Annotated in this window: 24 protein-coding genes; 21 read left to right on the top strand and 3 right to left on the bottom strand. The window is 41.6% G+C overall.

The features are described from left to right. Positions 1–26: 26 nt before the first annotated feature. The 5 genes from NSQ43_RS12545 to mtnN all read left to right on the top strand — a co-directional run bounded on the left by NSQ43_RS12545 (position 27) and on the right by mtnN (position 3,442). Positions 27–668, top strand: coding sequence for an O-methyltransferase (locus NSQ43_RS12545; RefSeq protein WP_339250692.1), 642 nt, complete (start codon positions 27–29; stop codon positions 666–668). 31 nt (positions 669–699) lie between these two features. Beyond that, on the top strand, positions 700–1,338 hold the full coding sequence (udk, locus tag NSQ43_RS12540; protein WP_339250690.1) for a uridine kinase: 639 nt from the start codon (positions 700–702) through the stop codon (positions 1,336–1,338). A 101-nt stretch (positions 1,339–1,439) separates the two neighbouring features. Continuing rightward, complete coding sequence (gene greA, locus NSQ43_RS12535; protein ID WP_339250688.1) at positions 1,440–1,916, top strand: transcription elongation factor GreA; 477 nt, start codon at positions 1,440–1,442, stop codon at positions 1,914–1,916. A 73-nt stretch (positions 1,917–1,989) separates the two neighbouring features. Then, positions 1,990–2,694 carry a DUF1510 family protein gene (locus NSQ43_RS12530; RefSeq protein ID WP_339250686.1) on the top strand — a complete coding sequence of 235 codons (705 nt, stop codon included), beginning with the start codon at positions 1,990–1,992 and terminating at the stop codon, positions 2,692–2,694. Between the two features lie 55 nt (positions 2,695–2,749). Beyond that, on the top strand, positions 2,750–3,442 hold the full coding sequence (gene mtnN, locus NSQ43_RS12525) for a 5'-methylthioadenosine/S-adenosylhomocysteine nucleosidase (RefSeq protein ID WP_339250684.1): 693 nt from the start codon (positions 2,750–2,752) through the stop codon (positions 3,440–3,442). Between the two features lie 444 nt (positions 3,443–3,886). On the opposite strand, the gene sigK is transcribed toward mtnN, so the two are convergent. Beyond that, a complete protein-coding gene (gene sigK / locus NSQ43_RS12520; protein WP_339250682.1) occupies positions 3,887–4,588 on the bottom strand; it encodes an RNA polymerase sporulation sigma factor SigK in 702 nt (233 codons plus the stop codon). A 167-nt stretch (positions 4,589–4,755) separates the two neighbouring features. Here sigK and NSQ43_RS12515 point away from each other — a divergent pair, with 167 nt between their 5' ends. From NSQ43_RS12515 to NSQ43_RS12465, 11 genes are all read left to right on the top strand, one after another. Next, positions 4,756–5,271: a YqeG family HAD IIIA-type phosphatase gene (locus NSQ43_RS12515; RefSeq protein ID WP_339254900.1), complete on the top strand. Its 516-nt coding sequence runs from the start codon at positions 4,756–4,758 to the stop codon at positions 5,269–5,271. Positions 5,272–5,274: 3 nt separating this feature from the next. Beyond that, on the top strand, positions 5,275–6,375 hold the full coding sequence (gene yqeH / locus NSQ43_RS12510; protein ID WP_339250680.1) for a ribosome biogenesis GTPase YqeH: 1,101 nt from the start codon (positions 5,275–5,277) through the stop codon (positions 6,373–6,375). A 14-nt stretch (positions 6,376–6,389) separates the two neighbouring features. Beyond that, positions 6,390–7,220 carry a shikimate dehydrogenase gene (gene aroE / locus NSQ43_RS12505; RefSeq protein ID WP_339250678.1) on the top strand — a complete coding sequence of 277 codons (831 nt, stop codon included), beginning with the start codon at positions 6,390–6,392 and terminating at the stop codon, positions 7,218–7,220. Then, positions 7,221–7,508: a ribosome assembly RNA-binding protein YhbY gene (gene yhbY / locus NSQ43_RS12500; RefSeq protein WP_339250676.1), complete on the top strand. Its 288-nt coding sequence runs from the start codon at positions 7,221–7,223 to the stop codon at positions 7,506–7,508. A gap of 10 nt (positions 7,509–7,518) precedes the next feature. Beyond that, the gene (locus NSQ43_RS12495) at positions 7,519–8,100 is read left to right on the top strand and encodes a nicotinate-nucleotide adenylyltransferase (RefSeq protein WP_339250675.1); all 582 of its coding nucleotides are present in this window, start codon (positions 7,519–7,521) and stop codon (positions 8,098–8,100) included. Beyond that, positions 8,078–8,635, top strand: coding sequence for a bis(5'-nucleosyl)-tetraphosphatase (symmetrical) YqeK (gene yqeK, locus NSQ43_RS12490; RefSeq protein WP_339250673.1), 558 nt, complete (start codon positions 8,078–8,080; stop codon positions 8,633–8,635). The genes NSQ43_RS12495 and yqeK overlap by 23 nt, the downstream gene beginning before the upstream one ends. 29 nt (positions 8,636–8,664) lie before the next feature. After that, a complete protein-coding gene (gene rsfS, locus NSQ43_RS12485; RefSeq protein ID WP_339250671.1) occupies positions 8,665–9,009 on the top strand; it encodes a ribosome silencing factor in 345 nt (114 codons plus the stop codon). Beyond that, positions 8,999–9,745: a class I SAM-dependent methyltransferase gene (locus NSQ43_RS12480; protein WP_339250669.1), complete on the top strand. Its 747-nt coding sequence runs from the start codon at positions 8,999–9,001 to the stop codon at positions 9,743–9,745. The genes rsfS and NSQ43_RS12480 overlap by 11 nt, the downstream gene beginning before the upstream one ends. A gap of 67 nt (positions 9,746–9,812) precedes the next feature. Next, complete coding sequence (locus NSQ43_RS12475) at positions 9,813–10,478, top strand: helix-hairpin-helix domain-containing protein (RefSeq protein WP_339250667.1); 666 nt, start codon at positions 9,813–9,815, stop codon at positions 10,476–10,478. A 22-nt stretch (positions 10,479–10,500) separates the two neighbouring features. After that, positions 10,501–11,064: a ComE operon protein 2 gene (locus tag NSQ43_RS12470; RefSeq protein WP_339250665.1), complete on the top strand. Its 564-nt coding sequence runs from the start codon at positions 10,501–10,503 to the stop codon at positions 11,062–11,064. Continuing rightward, positions 11,061–13,352 carry a DNA internalization-related competence protein ComEC/Rec2 gene (locus NSQ43_RS12465; RefSeq protein ID WP_339250663.1) on the top strand — a complete coding sequence of 764 codons (2,292 nt, stop codon included), beginning with the start codon at positions 11,061–11,063 and terminating at the stop codon, positions 13,350–13,352. The genes NSQ43_RS12470 and NSQ43_RS12465 overlap by 4 nt, the downstream gene beginning before the upstream one ends. Before the next feature lie 56 nt (positions 13,353–13,408). Here NSQ43_RS12465 and NSQ43_RS12460 read toward each other — a convergent pair whose 3' ends face one another. Then, complete coding sequence (locus NSQ43_RS12460) at positions 13,409–13,543, bottom strand: YqzM family protein (protein ID WP_339250662.1); 135 nt, start codon at positions 13,541–13,543, stop codon at positions 13,409–13,411. 158 nt (positions 13,544–13,701) lie between these two features. On the opposite strand from NSQ43_RS12460, the gene holA reads away from it, so the two are divergent. Continuing rightward, positions 13,702–14,718, top strand: coding sequence for a DNA polymerase III subunit delta (holA, locus tag NSQ43_RS12455; RefSeq protein WP_339250660.1), 1,017 nt, complete (start codon positions 13,702–13,704; stop codon positions 14,716–14,718). Positions 14,719–15,511: 793 nt separating this feature from the next. Here holA and rpsT read toward each other — a convergent pair. Then, on the bottom strand, positions 15,512–15,763 hold the full coding sequence (gene rpsT, locus NSQ43_RS12450; RefSeq protein WP_339250659.1) for a 30S ribosomal protein S20: 252 nt from the start codon (positions 15,761–15,763) through the stop codon (positions 15,512–15,514). A gap of 167 nt (positions 15,764–15,930) precedes the next feature. On the opposite strand from rpsT, the gene gpr reads away from it, so the two are divergent. The 4 genes from gpr to hemW all read left to right on the top strand — a co-directional run bounded on the left by gpr (position 15,931) and on the right by hemW (position 21,082). Next, complete coding sequence (gene gpr / locus NSQ43_RS12445) at positions 15,931–16,974, top strand: GPR endopeptidase (RefSeq protein ID WP_339250657.1); 1,044 nt, start codon at positions 15,931–15,933, stop codon at positions 16,972–16,974. 42 nt (positions 16,975–17,016) lie between these two features. Continuing rightward, entirely contained in the window at positions 17,017–17,853 is an 837-nt protein-coding gene (gene spoIIP, locus NSQ43_RS12440) for a stage II sporulation protein P (protein WP_339250656.1), read from the top strand. Positions 17,854–18,049: 196 nt separating this feature from the next. Next, a complete protein-coding gene (gene lepA / locus NSQ43_RS12435; RefSeq protein ID WP_339250654.1) occupies positions 18,050–19,873 on the top strand; it encodes a translation elongation factor 4 in 1,824 nt (607 codons plus the stop codon). Between the two features lie 75 nt (positions 19,874–19,948). Beyond that, positions 19,949–21,082, top strand: coding sequence for a radical SAM family heme chaperone HemW (hemW, locus tag NSQ43_RS12430; RefSeq protein ID WP_339250652.1), 1,134 nt, complete (start codon positions 19,949–19,951; stop codon positions 21,080–21,082). Positions 21,083–21,120 lie beyond the last annotated feature (38 nt).

The raw sequence follows: 21,120 nt of genomic DNA, 5'->3' as shown, positions 1-21,120 counted from the left end.
TTTCAGAAAGAATGGAAGTGACCATCATGGGTGAGTACACAACATATATTTCCAATTTGGGTGAAGCCGAAAATCCATTAATACAAGAAATGGAGAAATATGCAGAGGAAAATAGGATTCCGATAATGGACAGGAGCGGAATTGACACGTTTGTCGGCCTGCTTCGTATTCAGCAGCCAAAGTTTATACTTGAAATTGGCAGCGCAATAGGATATTCTGCTATCCGGATGGTATCTTCATTAAAAGACGTTTCCATTCTAACAATAGAACGGGACAAGGAAAGGTATGAATCCGCAGTCGAGTATATCGAGCGAAGTGGTTATAGTGATCGAATCACTATCATTGAAGGCGACGCTTTATTGTTGGATGAAGCACTAATTTCTGAACGTCAGTATGATGCTCTATTCATAGATGCTGCAAAAGGCCAATATAAACGTTTTTTTGAGAAATATTCAAAGTTTGTTGCGCCGGGCGGTGTCATATATTGTGATAATATGTTTATGCATGGAGCTGTACTGATTCCGGATGAGGAATTACCGAAACGGAACCGTACGATGATTCGAAATCTGAAGGAATTCACTACTTGGATCATGGGGCATCCACAGTATGAAACGTCACTGCTTCCAGTCGGTGACGGAATTCTGATTGCAGTAAAAAAGAGGGACTAGGGGTTTCCCTGCTATTGAGGGAGGAAAGTAAATGGATAAGAGCAAACCTCTTGTCATTGGCATAGCCGGTGGTTCAGGATCTGGGAAGACTAGTGTTACGAACCGAATTTATGATGTGTTCAAGGAACACTCCGTTGTTGTAATTGAACAGGATTATTATTATAAGGATCAATCCCATTTGGAGTTTGAAGAAAGACTTTTGACAAACTACGATCATCCACTTGCGTTTGATACAGATTTGTTGATAGATCATATCGGTAAACTTTTAGATCGGGAAGCTATAGAAAAGCCGGTGTATGATTACGCTTTGCATACAAGGTCGGAACAGAAGATCGCGATTGAACCGAAGGATGTTATCATTCTTGAGGGAATTCTTGTTCTTGAAGATGAAAGGCTGCGTGATCTGATGGATATTAAGCTTTTCGTTGATACAGATGCTGATCTACGCATTATTAGGCGCTTGATGCGGGATATTAACGAAAGAGGCAGAACTATCGATTCTGTAATCGACCAATATTTATCAGTTGTTCGTCCGATGCACAATCAGTTCATTGAACCAACGAAACGTTATGCAGATATTATCATCCCGGAAGGCGGTCATAATGAAGTTGCGATCGACCTAATGGTAACGAAAATAAAAACAATTCTTGAATACGGTCCTGAATTGTAATATGATAAAGTCAGAATTCAATATAAATGGCCCTATGTCGCATACCTCAAGCAGGAGCGGCATAGTGTTTTTATGAACAGGAATATGAGGAGTGTTGTAAAATGGTATCAGAGAAAAAATACCCAATGACAGTATCAGGCAAAAAGAAGCTTGAAGAAGAGCTTGAGTTCTTAAAAACTGTAAAACGTAAAGAAGTCGTTGAACGCATTAAAGTTGCGCGTAGTTTTGGCGATCTGTCAGAAAACTCGGAGTACGATTCTGCGAAGGAAGACCAAGCATTTGTTGAAGGGAAAATATCTACACTTGAGTCCATGATTCGTAACTGTGTCATTATCACAGAAAACGAATTAAATACTGATGAAGTACAACTTGGGAAAACGGTTACATTTAAAGAACTACCTGATGGTGATGAAGAGACATACACGATTGTCGGCTCTGCAGAAGCTAATCCGATTGAAGGATTAATCTCTAACGATTCACCAATCGCAAAAGGCCTGATTGGCCGTAAAAAAGGCGATGAAGTTAAGATTGTAACTCCAGGGGGAGAAATGTCGGTCGTTATTGTTGAAATAAAGTGACCAGAAGTGGCCGCCTTCGAATGAGGGCGGTTTTTTCCGTAAATAAGCCAAACTTTTTAAGGGGGACGGCAATATGAATGGAAATAATTCGAATTACTCTCGAATAGGCCGTAAAAAGAGGAAGAACCGTGGCAACCAATTATTAAATATTATGATTGGACTTGTCGTGGTCTTGATAGTGATTGTCGGAGCAAATATATTCATGAGCAGCAATGACGACAAAAAAGATCAGGTCGCAAATCAAGATGAACAAGGAAGCATCGATGAAAATTTTAGTGAAGAAGATGCCAATACTGATGACGGAAGTGTGACTGACGATAAAGATGATAGTAACGCGAATGATGAAGTAACGGATGATGGGGGATCTGATAGTGCAGGTGCAGGTACTTCCGGGAATGGGCAGAACGACGATGAAGGTGATAGTGAAGATACTGTAACTACTGTACCGAATGATGAGGAAATAGTTGTAGAGACTATTGTTGACGCAGCTTGGAAGCCGATTGGAACTGTCCAAACAGGTGAACATGTTTCTATTTATAATGATGAGTCAGTTGATTGGGATGAAAAGAAAGAAGCAATTGCCTATGCTACAAAGTTTCCGGTAGAGTCTTTGATCTATTGGAAAATTAAAAATGGCGGTGGCCCCCAAAAATCTATTGGGATCGTTTCCACCAGGGACAAATCAGAGAAATTTCGTGTGTATCTTGAATGGGTGGATGGACAAGGTTGGAAGCCCGTTAAAATGGATATTTTAAACACATTGGACTTTGAATATTGAACTTTGATCAATGAATTTTAATCATTGAACTGAATTAGGGTCGGAGGGCAACTAGATGAAAATAGCAATAATAGGTGCAATGGAAGAAGAAGTTGAAATCTTAAGGAGTAAAGTCGAATCTCAGAACACGAGTGTTATTGCTGGTTGTGAATTCATTGAAGGAAAGATTGGCAAAAATGATGTCATCCTTGTGAAAAGCGGCATTGGTAAAGTAAATGCGGCGATTGCGACAACATTGCTTATTCAGCAATATGATCCTGATGTAGTACTAAATACAGGATCCGCAGGCGGATTTGCCGAATCGCTTGAAGTGGGGACAATTGTCATCTCGGATGATGTAAGACATCATGATGTGGATGCAACTGCATTTGGCTATGAAATCGGTCAAGTACCGGGAATGCCACCGTCCTATCAATCGGATTCAAGGCTTGTCCAAGTTGCAAGGGAAGCTATTGAGGAAATTGGGGAACACTCACATTCAATAGGACTGATTGCTTCAGGAGATGTATTCATGAGCGACAGTGAACGAGTTAATCTCGTGAAAAGTCAGTTCCCTGAAATGATTGCTGCTGAAATGGAAGCCGCGGCAGTTGCACAGGTTTGCCACCAATTTGGAAAACCTTTTGTTGTAATCCGTGCATTATCCGATATTGCTGGAAAGGAATCTTCAATTAGTTTTGATGAATTCCTACCTCTTGCAGCAAAACATTCTTCCGAAATTGTCATGCATGTCTTATCGAAATTATAAATGATATATGGTAAGATGAAGGTAGAGTATTTATTGTCCATAAGGAGGTTATGATAGATGTTTTATCTAATGGCTGGCGTATTTTTTCTATCCACAGTACTTGCTGTTATAATCGCTCGTGAGGTAAGTGCAGACTGAATTCCTAATGTGAGATGTAAAAACAGAATGCATTAAATTGGCGTTTCCTTACACGCGGCCGGGGGCCCTGTGTAAGGAAACGCCTTTTCATTTCGTCCAGATTCCAAGCGCCCTGCGCTTTTGTTACGTCCAGACTCCGGGCGCCAGTCCTTCGAGTCGGTTAGGCCCGCACGATGCGGGTCATGCAGTCGTTGTCGCAGGAAGCGACGGTCTTAGACTGCCTTCCTTTGCCAAAAAGGCAAAGAGCGCCTTTCCGGCATGTCTTCCACCGCTTGTCGGGACTTGGCAGGCGCCCTGCGCTTTTGTTTATTCGTTGTACTCATGCTTAAATAGCTGATACAATTTGACGATGGCCCTTTTCTCGATTCTGGAGACATAACTTCTTGAAATATTGAGTTGCTGGGCAATGTCCTTTTGGGTCATCGGTTGATCATCCAATAATCCATATCTTCTTTGGATGATTTCAAGCTCTCTTCCATCCAATTTTCCAAGATGGCGGTAAAGCCGTTCCTTCAGTTCTTTCTGTTGGACGGTTTCGATTGGCGCTTCCTCTTCGGTTTGCAAAAGATCTGCTATTTGAAGGGACTGCCCATCTTTATCTGTCCCGATTGGATCAAAAAGCGATACGTCTTTTTGTACTTTTTTCTGGGTTCGTAGATACATGAGTATTTCATTTTCAATACAACGGGCTGCATATGTCGCTAATTTCGTTTTACGGTCAAGTGTAAAACTGTTTACAGCTTTCATAAGCCCTATTGTACCGATGGAAATGTAATCGTCGAGTTGTTCATGTTTTGGGTGGAATTTTTTTACTACGTGAGCGACGAGGCGCATATTCCTTTCTATAAGCTCATCTCTTGCGCTCTCATCACCTTCTGCCAATCGCATCAAACAATCCGCTTCTTCCGCTTTGGATAACGGGCGACGGAATGCCTGCCCCCGGATATAGCCGACCATTGCCGGGATTTCGACCCACAGTTGGACGAGTGTCATAACAAATCCGCTCATCGGTCCACCTCCTGTGTCTATATGACAGCATATGCGATGACGGCTTGTATTAATTCGGTAGAATGAAGCGAATGTTCGAAAAGGAATTGTCGCCCTTACAATGCATGACGTCGGCTTCTGTTGTGGTATAATCAATTTTGAATTGGAGATATAACGGAGTGGATAACTTGTATAAATACTTTCTACCGGATGAGTATGTAAAAGACATTTTTCAAATTTCACCGGATAAACTTGTCGAAAAAGGAATCAAAGGAATCATTACTGATTTGGATAATACACTTGTGGAATGGGATCGACCTGAGGCGACACCCGAAATTACAGAGTGGATGAAAATGATGCAAGACGCGGGTCTTCAAGTGACGATTCTTTCGAATAATAATCATGCCCGTGTGCAGACATTCTGTGATCCGCTTGGTACACCATTCATATGCGATGCCCGTAAACCTTTGGCAAAAAACTTCAAAAAGGCACTTACCATGATGGGCCTGAAAAAGGAAGAGGTCGTAATGGTGGGAGATCAGCTTATGACGGATGTATTAGGTGGCAAACGATTTGGCCTACATACGATTCTTGTTGTTCCTGTAGCAAGCTCAGATGGTTTTGTTACAAAGTTTAACAGGATGATTGAAAGAAGAATTATGGCCAGACTCAAACGTCTTGGAAAGATTGAATGGGAGGAATAACGCTTGGAACAACTTAAATGTATAGGTTGTGGAATAGAAATTCAGACGGAGGATCCGAAGAAGGAAGGATTTGCGCCTCCATCGTCATTGGAGAAGGAAGAAGTCATTTGTCGACGCTGTTTCCGTCTTCGCAATTATAATGAATTACAGCCGGTCTCGTTATCCGGGGATGATTTCCTTAAGATATTAAACGGTATTGGAAGCAAAGATGGCCTTATCATTAAAATCGTTGATATTTTTGACTTTAATGGCAGTTGGATAAACGGCTTGCAACGATTTGTTGGCAATAAGGATATTTTGCTCATCGGCAATAAATCCGACGTACTTCCGAAGTCAATTAACCGAAACAGGCTTATCAATTGGATGAAAGCGGAAGCCGCAAAATTGGGGCTAAAGCCAATCGATGTGTTGCTCATATCCGCACATAAAGGGCATGGAATGGAAGAGGCGATGGAGGCAATCGATAAATATAGAAAAGGAAAAGATGTCTACGTTGTCGGTTGCACAAATGTTGGAAAGTCGACGTTCATTAATCGAATCATTAAGAACGCAACAGGTATGGGTGAAGTTATAACAACATCTCATTTCCCTGGGACGACGCTCGATCTCGTTGAAATTCCTCTTGACGACGGAAAAGCTATTTATGATACGCCGGGAATTATCAATGACCATCAAATCGCCCATCATTTAGATGCCAAAGATCTCAAAGCGATCACTCCGAAAAAAGAGTTAAAGCCTAAAGTGTTCCAATTGAATGCAGAGCAAACGTTATTCATGGGAGGGCTCGCTCGGTTCGATTTTCTGAAGGGGGATCGTTCTTCCTTTACAATTCATATTTCGAATGAACTGCCGATCCATCGTACAAAGTTGGAAAATGCAGATTCATTATATGCTACGCATTTAGGCGGTTTGCTTTCACCACCAAGTGGAGAATCGCTTGAGAAAATGCCGCCACTTGTGAGACATGAATTTTCCATTAAAAAACCGAAAATGGATCTTGTCATTTCGGGTCTTGGCTGGATCACTGTACAGCATCCGGGGGTTGTTGTTGCAGTACACGCACCTCGTGGAGTTGACGTAGTGCTCCGTCCATCACTTATTTAAGGGGGGGACAAGCCATGAAGAAGTGGTATGCAGTTATCGGTGACCCAATTGCACAATCGATGTCTCCGGACATGCACGAAACATGGTTTAGGGATAACGGGATTAGCGCATCCTATATCCCGATCCATGTGAAGGCGGATGAGTTGGAAATTGCGGTTACAAGTTTAAAAAGATTAGGATGCAACGGCTGGAACGTAACAGTTCCTCATAAGACTGCCATCATTCCTTATATAGACAAATTGGACGAAACCGCAAGGCGGATGAATGCTGTCAATACGGTAAAAGTGCTTGAAGACGGTACTCTTTACGGTATGAATACTGATGGACAAGGTTTTGTCCGTTCATTGCAAGAAGAGTACGAATTAGGGGAAACTATTGGCGATGTACTTGTAATCGGGGCAGGAGGAGCGGCCAGTGGTATATCCTTTGCCCTCGAAGAAGCCGGTATCGGCCCCATCACTTTTACGAATCGAACTTTTGAAAAAGCATTGCAGATATCTCTTGGATTTTCTTCGGGTTCTGCTTTATCATTTAAGGATGCCGAATTAGCGATCAGCAAATTTGGTTTAATCGTACAAACGACATCCGTTGGCATGAATTTCGCACAAAGTGGAATTCCTTTAAATCCATCGGGAATCACCGAAGGGACAATTGTCGCGGATATCATCTATAATCCGTTGGAAACTGAATTTTTACGCCTATCTCGTGAATCGGGCGGTAAGATATTAAATGGCGTCGGAATGTTCGTCCATCAGGGGGCCCTATCATTTAAGTTATGGACAGGTGTCACCCCGGATACGCGTAAAATGATTCAGTCCATTTCAACAAAACTTGGAGGAAATTAAATGTTATCAGGTAAACAAAAAAGTTATTTACGTAGTGAAGCGCATCATCTTCAACCAATTTTTCAAATCGGAAAAGGCGGTTTGACGGATCAAATTATTAAACAGATTGAGGATGCACTTGAAGCAAGGGAATTGATAAAAGTAAGCATTCTTCAAAATTGTGAAGAGGATAAAGATGAGATTGCTTCAAAGCTTCAAGATTCTAATATTGAAGTTGTGCAAGTGATTGGAAAAATCCTTGTGCTTTATAAAGAATCGAAAGAGAAAAAACGGATTGTCCTTCCATAAGGCTGAGCATATGAAAAAAATTGGACTATTGGGCGGCACATTCAACCCTCCCCATATTGGACATCTGATTATTGCCAATGAGGTGAAACATGCTCTCGGCCTTGACGAAGTGCGGCTTATGCCGACCGCTATCCCGCCACATAAGTCGAACCCGACGGATGCAACTCCTGAGCAGCGTCTACGTATGGTGGAGCTTGCAGTGGAAGGGACGCATGGTTTGTCTGTTTCCGCATTTGAAGTCGAGTTAGGTGGAGTTTCATATACTTATGAAACGATCAAACTGTTGAAGGAACATGAGCCGGAAAGTGATTTTTATTTTATTATCGGCGGAGATATGATTGATATGCTCCCTAAGTGGTATAAAATTGATGAGCTTGTAAAAATCGTCCACTTTGTTGGGGTTGGTAGACCGGGTACGAGCGGGAAATCAGATTATCCGATCAGAATGGTTCACATACCAGAAATCGAACTTTCCTCGACACTCATTAGGGAGAGGGTTGAAGCAAAAGGTACAATTCGCTTTCTTGTTCCTGAAAAGGTGGAAGATTTTATCCGTTTGGAGGGACTCTATGGAAACCCAACAAATTATTAATGAAATTAAGAAACGTGTTTCTTTAAAACGATTTGAACATGTTATTAGAGTAGCAGAAACAGCGAAAGTCTTGGCTGCCCGATATGGAGTTTCAGTCGAAAAGGCTGAATTAGCCGCTTTGTTGCATGATGTTGCGAAAAGCATGGAACCGGCAGATATGCGTAAACTAATTGAAGAAAATGGTGAAGATAATAGGCTGCTCTCTTTTCACCATGAAATTTGGCATGCAGCGGCAGGGAAGGTAATCGCACGTGATGAATTCGGGGTGACGGATTCGGATGTACTCAATGCCATCCGCTACCATACAACCGGTAGGGTAGGAATGTCTGCCCTTGAAAAAGTCATTTATGTTGCCGACCTGATTGAACCGGGAAGAAAGTTCCCTAAAATCGAGGAGCTTCGAAAAACAGCCGAACTATCGATAGATGAGGCGATGAAGTCTTGTATTATTCATTCTGTCGGATATTTAGTTGGCAAACGGGTAACTGTATTCCCCGACTCATTCGAATGCTATAATGAGCACGTACAAAGATGAACAGTCAACTACGAAAGGAAACGTGAAATATGACAACATTATTGGAAATAGCATATAAAGCAGTAGACGACAAGAACGCACAGGATATTGTAGTTTTAAATATGGAAGGTGTATCACTGATAGCAGATCAATTCATTATCTGCCATGCGAACTCAGAACGACAAGTTCAAGCAATCGCGAGGGAAGTATCTGATAAGGCTGCTGAAAATAACTTTGAAGTAAAAAGAGTTGAAGGTTTGGAAACTGGAAGATGGGTCCTTGTAGATTTAGGTGATGTAGTCGTACACGTCTTCCATAAAGATGAGCGCGGCTACTATAATTTGGAAAAGTTATGGGGAGATGCCCCTTTACTAAAAATGGCCGATGAGCAATAAAGAAGCCTACACGAATTTCGCACTCGTTTATGATGAGCTGATGACCGAAATTCCATACGATTCATATGTGGAATTACTTTCACTTGCGTTAGATGGGGTGAAAAATCGTAAAATCATCGATGTCGGCTGCGGAACCGGATTACTTTCCGTGAAACTTGCAAAGGCAGGCGCAGACGTTACCGGAATCGACCTCTCGGCGGATATGCTTGAAGTTGCCAAGAAAAGAGCAAATGCTCTATCAATGCCCATCGATTTCCTTGAGCAGCCGATGCAGGAGATTGAAGGTGAGCCGGAATATGATGGTGCGGTAATTGCGATAGATTCGCTTAACTATCTACCCGACCGGGAAAGTGTGATTCAAACCTTCAAAGGTATTCATTCGATATTAAAAAATGGTGGTTTGTTAATGTTTGATGTGCATTCCACCTTTAAGACGGATGTCATTTTTATGGAAGGGCCTTTTGTTTTTGATAATGACAGAATTGCCTACATTTGGGAAACCGAGGAAGGGGATACCGAGCATTCCGTCTATTCAAATATCGCGTTCTTCTTGAAAGAGGAAAATGGTCTTTATCGAAGGTTCAATGAAAATCATCTTCAGACAACATACCACGTTCACGAATATGTGGAAATGTTGCAAAGTGCCGGGTTTAAGGTGGAGCGTATTTTTGCAGATTGGGAAGATGAACCACCATATGAAGAAAGTGAAAGAATATTTTTTCAAGTCCGTAAATGAAACTTCCTTTTTAGGAAGTTTTCGTTTATAGTGGTATATGACTCCATATGGATGCCTCGAAGAAAGGGTGACAATACTGCTTACTTCTTTTTCTTCAGGTAAATGGCGCAGGATCATCACCCCCATTGCAGCAATCGCTGTACTTACCGCAATACTGTTCTTTCCCCGAGGACAGGCTGATAATCACTCGATTATCGCAAGCGGTCAATCCCCAATTATTAGTGTTTTAGAGGAAGAACTTCCTGAAGAGAAACCTGTGGATAGCGAGGGTACAATTGCCCCGGTATTGATCATGGTTGATATTCAAGGTGCAGTGAAATATCCAGGTGTCTATTCTTTGGTCGAAGGAAATCGCCTGATTGACGCGATACATGCAGCCGGAGGGTATTTACCGAATGCAGATTCCCGAATGTTGAACCATGCGATGAAATTGGTAGATGAATTATTCATTTATATACCGAGGGAAGGCGAAGAACTGGATTTTTATGATTCAAAAAATCTAACAAAGCCTCATTCTAATGGCCAACAGAATGATGACGGCAAGGTGAATATTAATCTTGCAGATGTTGAGGAATTGATGACTATTCCGGGCATCGGGCCGTCGAAAGCTGCAGCAATAGTAGCATATCGTGAAGAAAATGGATTTTTTAACTCTCCTGAAGCGATAATGGAAGTGTCTGGAATTGGTCAAAAGACATTCGATAAACTTAAGTCTTTCATTTCAACCAAATAGGAAATAGTTTGGAGGCATACATATGGAGCGTATTACATGGGATCAGTTTTTTATGGCGCAATGCCATCTTCTTGCGGTCAGAAGCACTTGTACAAGACTTGCTGTGGGAGCGACTATTGTAAGGGATAATAGAATTATTGCAGGGGGCTATAATGGCTCCATTTCCGGCGGTGACCATTGTATCGACCATGGTTGCTATGTCGTCGAGAATCATTGTGTCCGTACAATCCATGCTGAGATGAATGCCTTATTGCAATGTGCAAAGTATGGTAGTCCAGTAGACGGTTCAACTGTTTATGTCACCCATTTCCCTTGCCTGCAATGTTCGAAAGCGATTATTCAAGCGGGAATCCGAACAGTCAATTACGCAAAGGATTACAGAAACAACGAATATGCGATCAAACTCTTTGAGCAGGCAGGAGTAGAGATAAATCATATCCCTTTCGATGAAAGTAAAGTCGATTTCACTAAAGAAGGCAAGTTGGAGTTGCTCACTGACATACTTGAAGAAATGAAAGAATTAGGCGCACCTACAGATAAACTGTCCTCATTTAAGAGAAGGGTGGATGACTTATTCGGCAATTGATTGGTGAAATTCGTCCCATTTATGTTTGTATCCCGGTTGCCGTATCGGCTTTTGCCGCATACGGTCCGGTTCATGTTTTATTACTCAATCTTCTTCTTATCCCCATTTTTCTTCGTAGAAAAAAAGATTTTCTCACACCACTTTTAGTGTTAACAGCATCGATTTTTTCTTATTCTCTCATTTCCGTGCAAATTCCCAAGCTGAAGCAGGCTAATACACCCATCACTATTGCACTTACATGGACAGACCAGGTGAAAATAGATGGAGGAGTGTTAAAGGGTTTTGCGAAAACTCATTCCAATGAAATCGTCTATTCAAAATTGAAGTTTACCGATGAAGAACAGAAAAGACAGTTCGAAGAAATCCACATTCCTTCTTATCAATTTATTTTGACTGGCGTTTTCCGGGATTTGCCTCCCGCGGCACACGAATACTCTTTTGACATGGGAAATTACTTAAAAGCAAATGGCGCTATCGGTATGTTTGAATCCGACCAAGTCCTAAGCTATAAGAAAAATACAGGCATTCAATCTGTATTAGCGGAGCATAGGTGGCGGATTAAACAGCATATCAGGGAAAACTTTCCTGAAAACCTCATAGTGGAGGCTGAATCTTTATTAATTGGTGATCGAAGCGGAATGGATGAGGAACTTGCAGCAAGTTACCGTACGTTAGGGATAACTCATCTATTTGCAATTTCTGGTCTTCATGTAGGTTTATTAACGTTTCTTTTGCGGACATTACTTATCAGGCTGTCCATGAGAAAAGAGACCGTAGATACTCTCCTAATGATCTTGTTGCCTCTATACGCTGTCATAGCAGGGGGAGCCCCATCTGTTTGGCGTGCTGTTTCCGTTACGGTTCTCATTCTTTTGACTGCCACTGGTCGCTTTAGGATGCGAATGGATGATGCACTTGCCATAAGTGCGGCCTGTTTTATCCTTTTACAGCCATGGGTTGCCTTTCAGCCGGGATTTCAACTTTCCTACTTGGCTGCATTTTCATTGGTTTATTCAACCAAAATTCTTTCCCGTCAGAAATCCGGATTAGCCGTTTCGTTTCTTGTCACGATGATTACTCAATTGGCGCTATATCCTATTCTTTTATATCATTTTTATGAACTGTCACTGTCCTCTTTTGTAGTGAACTTGCTTTACGTTCCCGTTTATTCGGTGATCATATTGCCAATAAATATACTTTTGCTATTGTTGACGTACTTATTACCATCTTTTGCAGCAATTATCTTCTTTATCTATGAACCACTCAGAAATGGGCTTGGGCTATTCACGGAGTTCCTATCGTCGTTACCTTATCAGATGTGGGTACCGGGTAGACCGCACGGAGTGTTGTCAGCTCTGACTGTTATTGGGATTTTTCTGTTTTTCATCTCATTTGAGCGCGGAAGAAACCTGTTTCATTCATTATGTTTTATATTTGTTCCAGCAGTGATTCTTCATACATCCCCTTATATGAATCCAACATTGAAAGTTACTTTCCTCGATGTTGGACAAGGGGATGCTATCGTTATCGAACTTCCATGGAAACAGGAAGTCTATGTTATAGATGCAGGTGGAAATGTGAATTTTGGTGAACCTAATTGGCGTACACCGGAGAGGGAATTTGAAGTTGGAAGGAAAATCGTTGTTCCATTTTTGAAGGGAAGAGGTATTAAAAAAATAGATAAATTGATACTGACACATGCGGATAGTGATCATATTGAAGGAGCCGATGAAGTGCTTGAGGAAATAGCCGTTAAGGAAATCCATATCTCACCTAACAGTGAAAAAGAGTGGACGATGGAAGAAGTACTTCTTATTTCTGCAGAAAAGAAAATCCCTATTTTTGCGATGAATGAAGGAGTTAGTTGGCAGCAAGGATCTACCACGTTTAGCTATATTGGCCCCCAAAGAGGATTGTATAAAGGGAATGATAGTTCACTTGTTTTACTAATGGAAACTTCCGGTCCATCTTTTCTTTTTACAGGGGATTTAGAAGTTGAAGGGGAAAAGAGGATAGTAAGAGAATACAAGCATGTAAATTGGGGCCGATTAATACTTAAGGCAGGTCATCATGGAAGCCGAACATCAAGTTCAGACCTATTCATTCATACGTTGAACCCTGAGCTGACAATACTTTCATACGGCAGAAATAACCGATACGGTCATCCGCATCCTGAAGTCCTTGCCACTTTTGAACAGCAAAAATTACAAACATTATCAACGGCGGATCATGGCTCTATCACGATAAGAGTGAAAAAGGATCGGTATTCCGTACACACTTCCCAATAAAAAAAGACGGACATGTCCATTCCGTTTAAGGATGGACATTCCGACTTCTTTGACCATTAACGTGCGACGACGTCGATGATTGTAGCAACAACGAAAATTGCAGAAAAAGCCACGAAAGCTACAATGAATCCAACACCTGAGTCAATTAAATCATTGCGTTTGGACTGTACGTCTTGTTCAAACTCATTCATTGCTACACCTCCTAATTCCTTTATAGTATAGATGATTAACTAAAAAAAATCTATATCAAACGCTCTTTTAAGCCGCGTTTATGATAATCGACACAAAATGTTCATAGACGTGAAATGGTATTGTATAATGGGAAAGTGTAGTGATTGGAGTGATTGGAATGGTAAATGCAATCTGGAAAAGCATGAGCGAGGGGAAGATAGAGCCTGTTTACTTGTTGATGGGCGTCGAAAGACATTTAATTGATGAGACGATCAAACGGCTAATTAAAGCCTTGCCGGATGGAGAAGAAGATGCCGTCTTCAGATTCGATCTGGATGAAACACCAATTGAAGCAGTAATTGAAGAAGCGGACACACTCCCATTCCTTGTAGAGAGAAAATTAGTCATCGCGAATAATGCGTCTTTCCTAAAAGCTGCTGATAAAACAAAAGAGAAGGTTGTACATAATATTGCGTTGCTTGAGGAGTGGCTATCGAACCCTTCTCCTACTGCCACAGTTGTCTTTTTGGCGCCTTACGAAAAGCTGGATGGCCGGAAAAAAATTACTAAACTTATGATGCAAAAGTCTTCAGTGATTGAAGCAGTACCACTCGTCGGACGTGATTTGACAACGTGGATTCAAAATGAAGCAAGTTCGTTTGGTGTCAAAATAAGTCAAGAAATTGCACAAGTACTGATCGATATGACTGGAGACAGTCTTTTAACGCTCTCTTCGGAACTTGAGAAAATTGCAATGTATATGGATGGAAAAGGCGAAGTAACAAAAGAAATAGTTGAAATGCTCGTCCCAAGACTACCCGAAATGGATGTCTTCAGATTGACAGATGCCTATATGAACGGAAATATAAAAGATACCATTAAAATTTACCATGACTTGCTCCGGAACGGTGAAGAACCAATAATGCTAACTTCCCTTATCGCTGGCCAAATCAGATTGATGATTCATGTCAACATATTGGTAAAAAAAGGATATCACCAACAACAAATAGCAAAAACCCTAAACGTCCACCCGTACCGCGTAAAACTCGTAATGGAAAACAGAAGCATGCCTAATATGGAAAGACTGCTGCTTATTCTCGAAAAATTAGCCGACATCGACTACCAACTAAAATCAACAAGCGGCAAAAGAGAAAGAGTCTTAGAGATATTCTTCATGGACCCATTAAGGGCATGAACTAACTATATAAACAATTAACTGTTGATTTGCGCTCCAGGCGGACGCTTTCCGGGGGGCGGGCGGTGAGCCTCCTCAGTCGCGAAAGGCGTGCTCCTTGCGGGGTCTCACCTGTCCCGCTGATCCCCCAGGAGTCGCCGCCTTCCACTCCAATCAACGGAGCCTGCTAACGATTGTTTGATAATAAGCCTCCACAAGAGCAAACTATTAAAGAGTAAGAAAAAAATTGGAGTAAAGAAGATGGGCAAGGTTGATAAGCGTGGAGAAGTATGGACAAGAAGTTTTCCGGATTGCACTTAGCTTAGGAAATGGATAAGCAAAGTTTGCAAACACTGTTTCATATCTATTCTGGCGAGCGTTTCATTACGAATCAGCCAAAGTTTCGTAACAGGATAGCTCCACTATAGCATAAAAGACCTTGCGAAAAAACAAATATTCGTCATGTCTATTTGGCATATTCAATTTTATTTTTAGGGGCACTTGTTGCTTGTAGTGGAGGCGCTCGACTCCTGCGGGAATAGCATGAGCCTTGAGACCCCGCAGGGCGCACGCCTTTTGCGACCGAGGAGGCTCAAGCCATGCCCGCGGAAAGCGAGCGCCGGAACGGAAAGTAACAGCTTGTTGACAGTGTTATGTCTATAAATTATGTTTTATATTGATAAATAATTTAAGAAACCACTTGACTACAGGTAAGAAAGCGTCCGCCTGTAGCGGAAATCCGGCGGCATATCGTCCTTCCAATAGAAAAGGCTGTCCATTTTCATAGTGAAATGGACAGCCTTTTTCATAGCTATTACAAAGCTTTTTTAGTAAGACGTGCTTTTTGACGAGCTGCTGTATTTTTGTGGATTAGACCTTTACGTGCAGCAGTATCCAACTTTTTAACTGCGTCTTTCAAAAGTTCTGCAGCGTTCTCTTCTTTATTGATGAGCGCAGCATCAGCTTTACGCACAGCAGTACGCATAGCATGTTTATACTGTGAATTTTGTTCATTCGCAGCCGCACTTTGTTTTACGCGCTTAATTGCACCTTTGATGTTTGGCATTCCATTCACCTCCAAATTTCAGGTAAGGCAAGAGTCTTTCCATTATTAACTTCCGGATTCTCTTTACAACATTAACATTTTAGCAAAATCAATGAAAGAACGCAATAAAAATATGCAAAGAATATTTCCTTGACGCATCGTACAAACTGCATGTTGAGGTGATCATAATGGATAAATACGATTTTTATCGAACCGACCTATTAATCGAAAACGAAGAAATGGTTCGCCACCAAACGGAAAAGGAAAAAGAAAAATTAAAAGACTCCGAAGGCATTCAGTTTGATGAAACAAGAAAAGGCAGAGTAATTTTGACATCTGTCAAAATAAATGCCGAAGGTGAAAAAAGAATAGGGAAAAAAAGAGGCACCTATCTGACATTGACCAACCCAACTTTGACACATACCGATCGCGAAGGACTCGAAGAAATGGGAGAAATGCTGAAATCGAAACTAACCGAAATGACCAAGGACATATCTAATCTGAATAACGGAAAAATCCTATTGGTCGGGTTAGGGAATAGAGAAGTGACACCTGACGCCGTTGGGCCGCTCACGATGGATCGATTGAAAGAGATTGTCCCGATGTATTACTCGGACGAAGGGAGTGAACTGTTTGTCTATGCACCGGGTGTAACGATCCAGACTGGGTTAGAGACAGCCGATTTCGTTAAAGCCATCGTTCGTGAGATTAAACCGGATGTCATCATCGTCGTCGATGCTTTAGCGGCAAGGGATAGCTCTCGACTTTGTAAAACAATCCAAATGACAGACACAGGGATTCATCCAGGTTCTGGGGTTGGAAACAGCCGGAAAGAATTATCGAAAGAAACATTGGGAATTCCCGTCATTGCAATTGGTATTCCGACAGTCGTCGATGGTCCGGTCTTGATTGCCGATGCGATTAATACATTGTTTACGTATATCGCCTCCAAGATTGAAGAGGAAAGTCACCCATCCTCACGGTTGTCTGTTTCAAATTGGCTGCACACCCCGAATAAAGATGCGGACAGGACGAAACTTATCCCTATATTTGGGGATTGGACATCATGGCCACATGAGGAAAGGGTGCAATTATTTGAAGAGGTATTATCCAACCATGATCTAAATACATTTATTTCGCCTAAAGAGATCGACTCTTGGGCTGCCCTTTATGCTGAAATCTTAACTGACTCCATTAGCGAGTGGATTCAAGAACTTAAAACAAGTCATTGACCTATTCCCCCCGGCATATAGTTGAAAAAGGGGGGATGTCGCATGAAGAAAAATATGCAAATATGGTCTGTAATCGTATTCGTTCTATTCCTATTCCCGGTTGTCATCCAATTTATACCGGAAGAATCCAAGATTTCCAATTCCAAAATTATTAAAGAAAATGCTCTCATCGTCTATGCATCCAACGTTGTGGCGGAGGAAGAGCCGATCCCTGAGGTTGAAATCGAAGTGCATACGGAAATGGAAATCGAAGAAGAACCGAAACTTGGAAAAGTATTACTTTATAATACTCACTCAACTGAGGCATACAAACCGATTACAAAAGCGGTTGATGGAAAAATTGCCGTAAACCATCAGACCGAGAATGTAGTAAAGATGAGTGACAAACTTAAAAGCTTACTCGAAATCAATAGCGTAGAAGCTGATACACTGAAAAAGGCAGTGCCTTATTCACGCGCCTATCGGGATATAAGGCCGTTCGTTAAACAGCAAATTACCGAAAATGAATATGACTTAATAATCGACATTCATCGGGATGATATCGGACCTGATAAGTCAACGGTTGTTCATGGAGAGGAAAGGTATGCAAAAATCGCATTTGTCCTTGGTTTGGATAATCCAGCTTATAAACAGAACGAAGCGATTACGAATAGATTAAATGCAGCCATGGAAAAGAGGGTGCCTGGCATTACAAGAGGCGTCATTCCGAAGGGCGGGGCGGGTGTTGACGGGAAGTATAACCAAGACCTTCACCCTAAACTCGTTCTTTTAGAGTTAGGTGGTGTAGGGAACTCGGAAGATGAGTTAAACAGGACACTAACAGTCCTTTCAGATGCCATCTTGGAATTGCTTGATGAGGAAGAGTTGGAACTGAAATGAGAAGAGTCTATGCTTCATGGATAGTATCCATGGGGCTTTTTTCTTTTGAATGGGGCTAAACTTTAACAAAATGATTGCATCTGTTAAACTTAATTAGTTGAGCTTTGATTATTGTGATTAAGGGAATAAGAATATGTAACATGTTTATCAGTTATTTGCTATAATGCAAATAGCTTATATAGGAGTGAACTGACAGATGAATCATGAAGAAAGATTGGCACGTCAAAAAAACATTAGAAACTTCTCTATCATTGCCCATATCGATCACGGGAAATCGACGTTGGCCGATCGTTTATTGGAAAAGACTGAAACAGTAAGTTCGCGTGAAATGAAATCACAAACATTGGATTCAATGGATTTGGAGCGTGAGCGCGGAATAACGATTAAATTGAACGCAGTGCAATTATCATACACGGCGAAGAATGGCGAGGAGTACACGTTCCACCTGATCGATACTCCGGGACACGTCGACTTTACGTACGAAGTATCGCGAAGCCTTGCAGCATGTGAGGGTGCTTTACTTGTCGTTGATGCAGCCCAAGGAATTGAAGCGCAAACGTTGGCAAACGTTTACCTCGCGCTCGACAATGATCTTGAAATTTTGCCTGTCATCAATAAAATCGATTTGCCGGCTGCCGATCCGGATAAAGTGAAACAGGAAATCGAAGATGTAATTGGCCTGGATGCCTCTGAGGCAGTACATGCTTCTGCAAAGGCTGGTATCGGCATTGAGGAAATCCTTGAGCAGATCGTCGAAAAAGTACCTGCGCCTACAGGTGATCCGGAAGCTCCGTTGAAAGCATTGATTTTCGATTCGCATTATGACCAGTACAAAGGTGTCATCGTCAATATCCGGATAGTCGAAGGGACTGTTAAGCCGGGTGATAAAATCCGCATGATGGCAACCGGCAAAGAATTCGAAGTCATTGAAACAGGAGTGTTCACACCGAATATTTCTTTGCGCGATGAGTTAACGGTAGGCGATGTCGGTTTCCTATCCGCAGCTATCAAAAACGTCGGAGATACACGTGTCGGTGACACAATTACGAATGCGAAAAATCCGGCCAATGAACCATTGCCAGGGTACCGTCGATTGAATCCTATGGTTTTCTGTGGGTTATATCCGATCGACTCGTCAAAATACGTGGATTTACGGGAAGCCCTTGAGAAACTTGAACTGAACGACTCAGCTTTGGAGTTTGAAGCCGAGACGTCACAAGCGTTAGGATTTGGATATCGATGTGGATTCCTTGGGTTACTACATATGGAAATCATCCAGGAGCGGATTGAACGTGAATTCAAAATTGATTTGATCACAACTGCTCCAAGTGTTATTTACAATGTCGTAACAACTGACGGAAGAGAATTGAAAGTGGATAACCCTTCATTGATGCCGGATGCACAGAAGATCGATCATGTTGAAGAACCTTATGTGAAAGCATCCATCATGGTGCCGAATGATTATGTTGGCACTGTCATGGAATTATGCCAGCATAAACGCGGTAACTTCATTACGATGGATTATTTGGATGCAACACGTGTAAATATCATTTACGAATTGCCTCTTGCTGAAATCGTATATGACTTTTTCGACCAATTAAAATCAGGTACTAAAGGATACGCATCATTTGACTATGAACTGATTGGCTATAAAACATCTAAGCTTGTCAAAATGGATATTCTATTGAATGGCGAGCAAGTTGACGCACTCAGCTTCATTGTCCATCGCGACTTCAGCTACGAACGTGGCAAAGCAATCGTTGAAAAATTGAAAAACCTTATTCCGCGTCAACAGTTTGAAGTGCCTGTCCAAGCTGCAATCGGTCAAAAGATTGTAGCGCGTTCGACGATTAAATCAATCGGTAAAAACGTTCTTGCTAAATGTTACGGAGGAGACATCTCCCGTAAGCGAAAACTTCTTGAAAAGCAAAAAGAAGGTAAAAAGCGCATGAAGCAGGTCGGCTCGGTAGAAGTACCGCAAGAAGCATTCATGGCAGTCCTTAAAATGGACGAGGATTGATATACTTAAAAGGGGGTCCACTCGGACTCCTTTTTTGCACTAACGGCATTGCCGAAAGAAAGGGGACACAAACAAATGCGTGGCATGTATATTCATATTCCTTTCTGCCATCAAATTTGCCATTACTGCGATTTCAACAAAGTTTTTTTTAAAAACCAACCGGTAGACGAGTATATCGAATCGATAGGAAATGAATTAGCCGTCATGAAAGATGAAGGGCATTCATTCGAAAATCTTGAAACGGTTTTCTTAGGTGGAGGAACACCGACAGCATTATCTGAAAAGCAATTGGAACGTTTACTCGAAATAATCCACCACTATGTAGATGTAAGTTCCCTTAAAGAATTTTCAACCGAAGCAAATCCAGATGAATTGACAAACGGAAAACTATCAGTTTTGAAAAGTGGCGGTGTCGGCCGACTAAGCATTGGTGTCCAGTCATTCGATACAGAGCTTTTAAAAAGGATCGGCAGAACACACGGTGCAGACGATCCGATTAAAGTAATCGAAAATGCCCGGAAGATAGGTTTTGAAAACATTAGCATCGATCTTATTTATGGTTTACCTGGACAAACGACCGAACAATGGGAAGATACACTTAATAAGGCGTTATCGCTCGACCTTCCACATTATTCCGGATACTCACTCATAGTTGAACCAAAAACCGTCTTCTATAACTTGATGAATAAAGGGAAGCTCCCTTTGCCCGGTGAAGATATGGAAGCGAACATGTTTTCCATGCTAATCGATCGTATGGAGAAAGCCGGTAGACGACAATATGAAATCAGCAATTTCTCAATCCAAGGAAAAGAATCCATACATAATCTAATCTATTGGGAGAATGATGAATATGCAGGAATTGGCGCTGGCGCCCACGGGTATGTAAAAGGTCAAAGATACGCAAACTTGGGACCTTTGAAAAAGTACATGGAAAGCACAGATAATGGAATGCGCCCGATCATGAATCAACATGAAGTCACTATTATCGAAGCAATGGAGGAAGAAATGTTCCTTGGCCTTCGAAAAACAGACGGTGTTTCATTCCATGCTTTTGAATCTAAATTTGGTAAAACATTACCCGAAGTGTATGGGTCCGTTATCGAAGCGCTATCCAATAAAGATCTCGTTCAGATTTCCGAAAATCATATTAAATTGACAAAGAAAGGCATCTTCAGAGGTAACGAAGTATTCCAGGAATTTCTTAACTGAATGGGAGTTAATTCGTTGACACCGTTAAACTGATTTGA

Source organism: Sporosarcina sp. FSL W8-0480 (genome assembly GCF_037963765.1).
GTDB lineage: Bacteria > Bacillota > Bacilli > Bacillales_A > Planococcaceae > Sporosarcina.
This window is presented reverse-complemented; position numbering and strand designations above follow the sequence as displayed.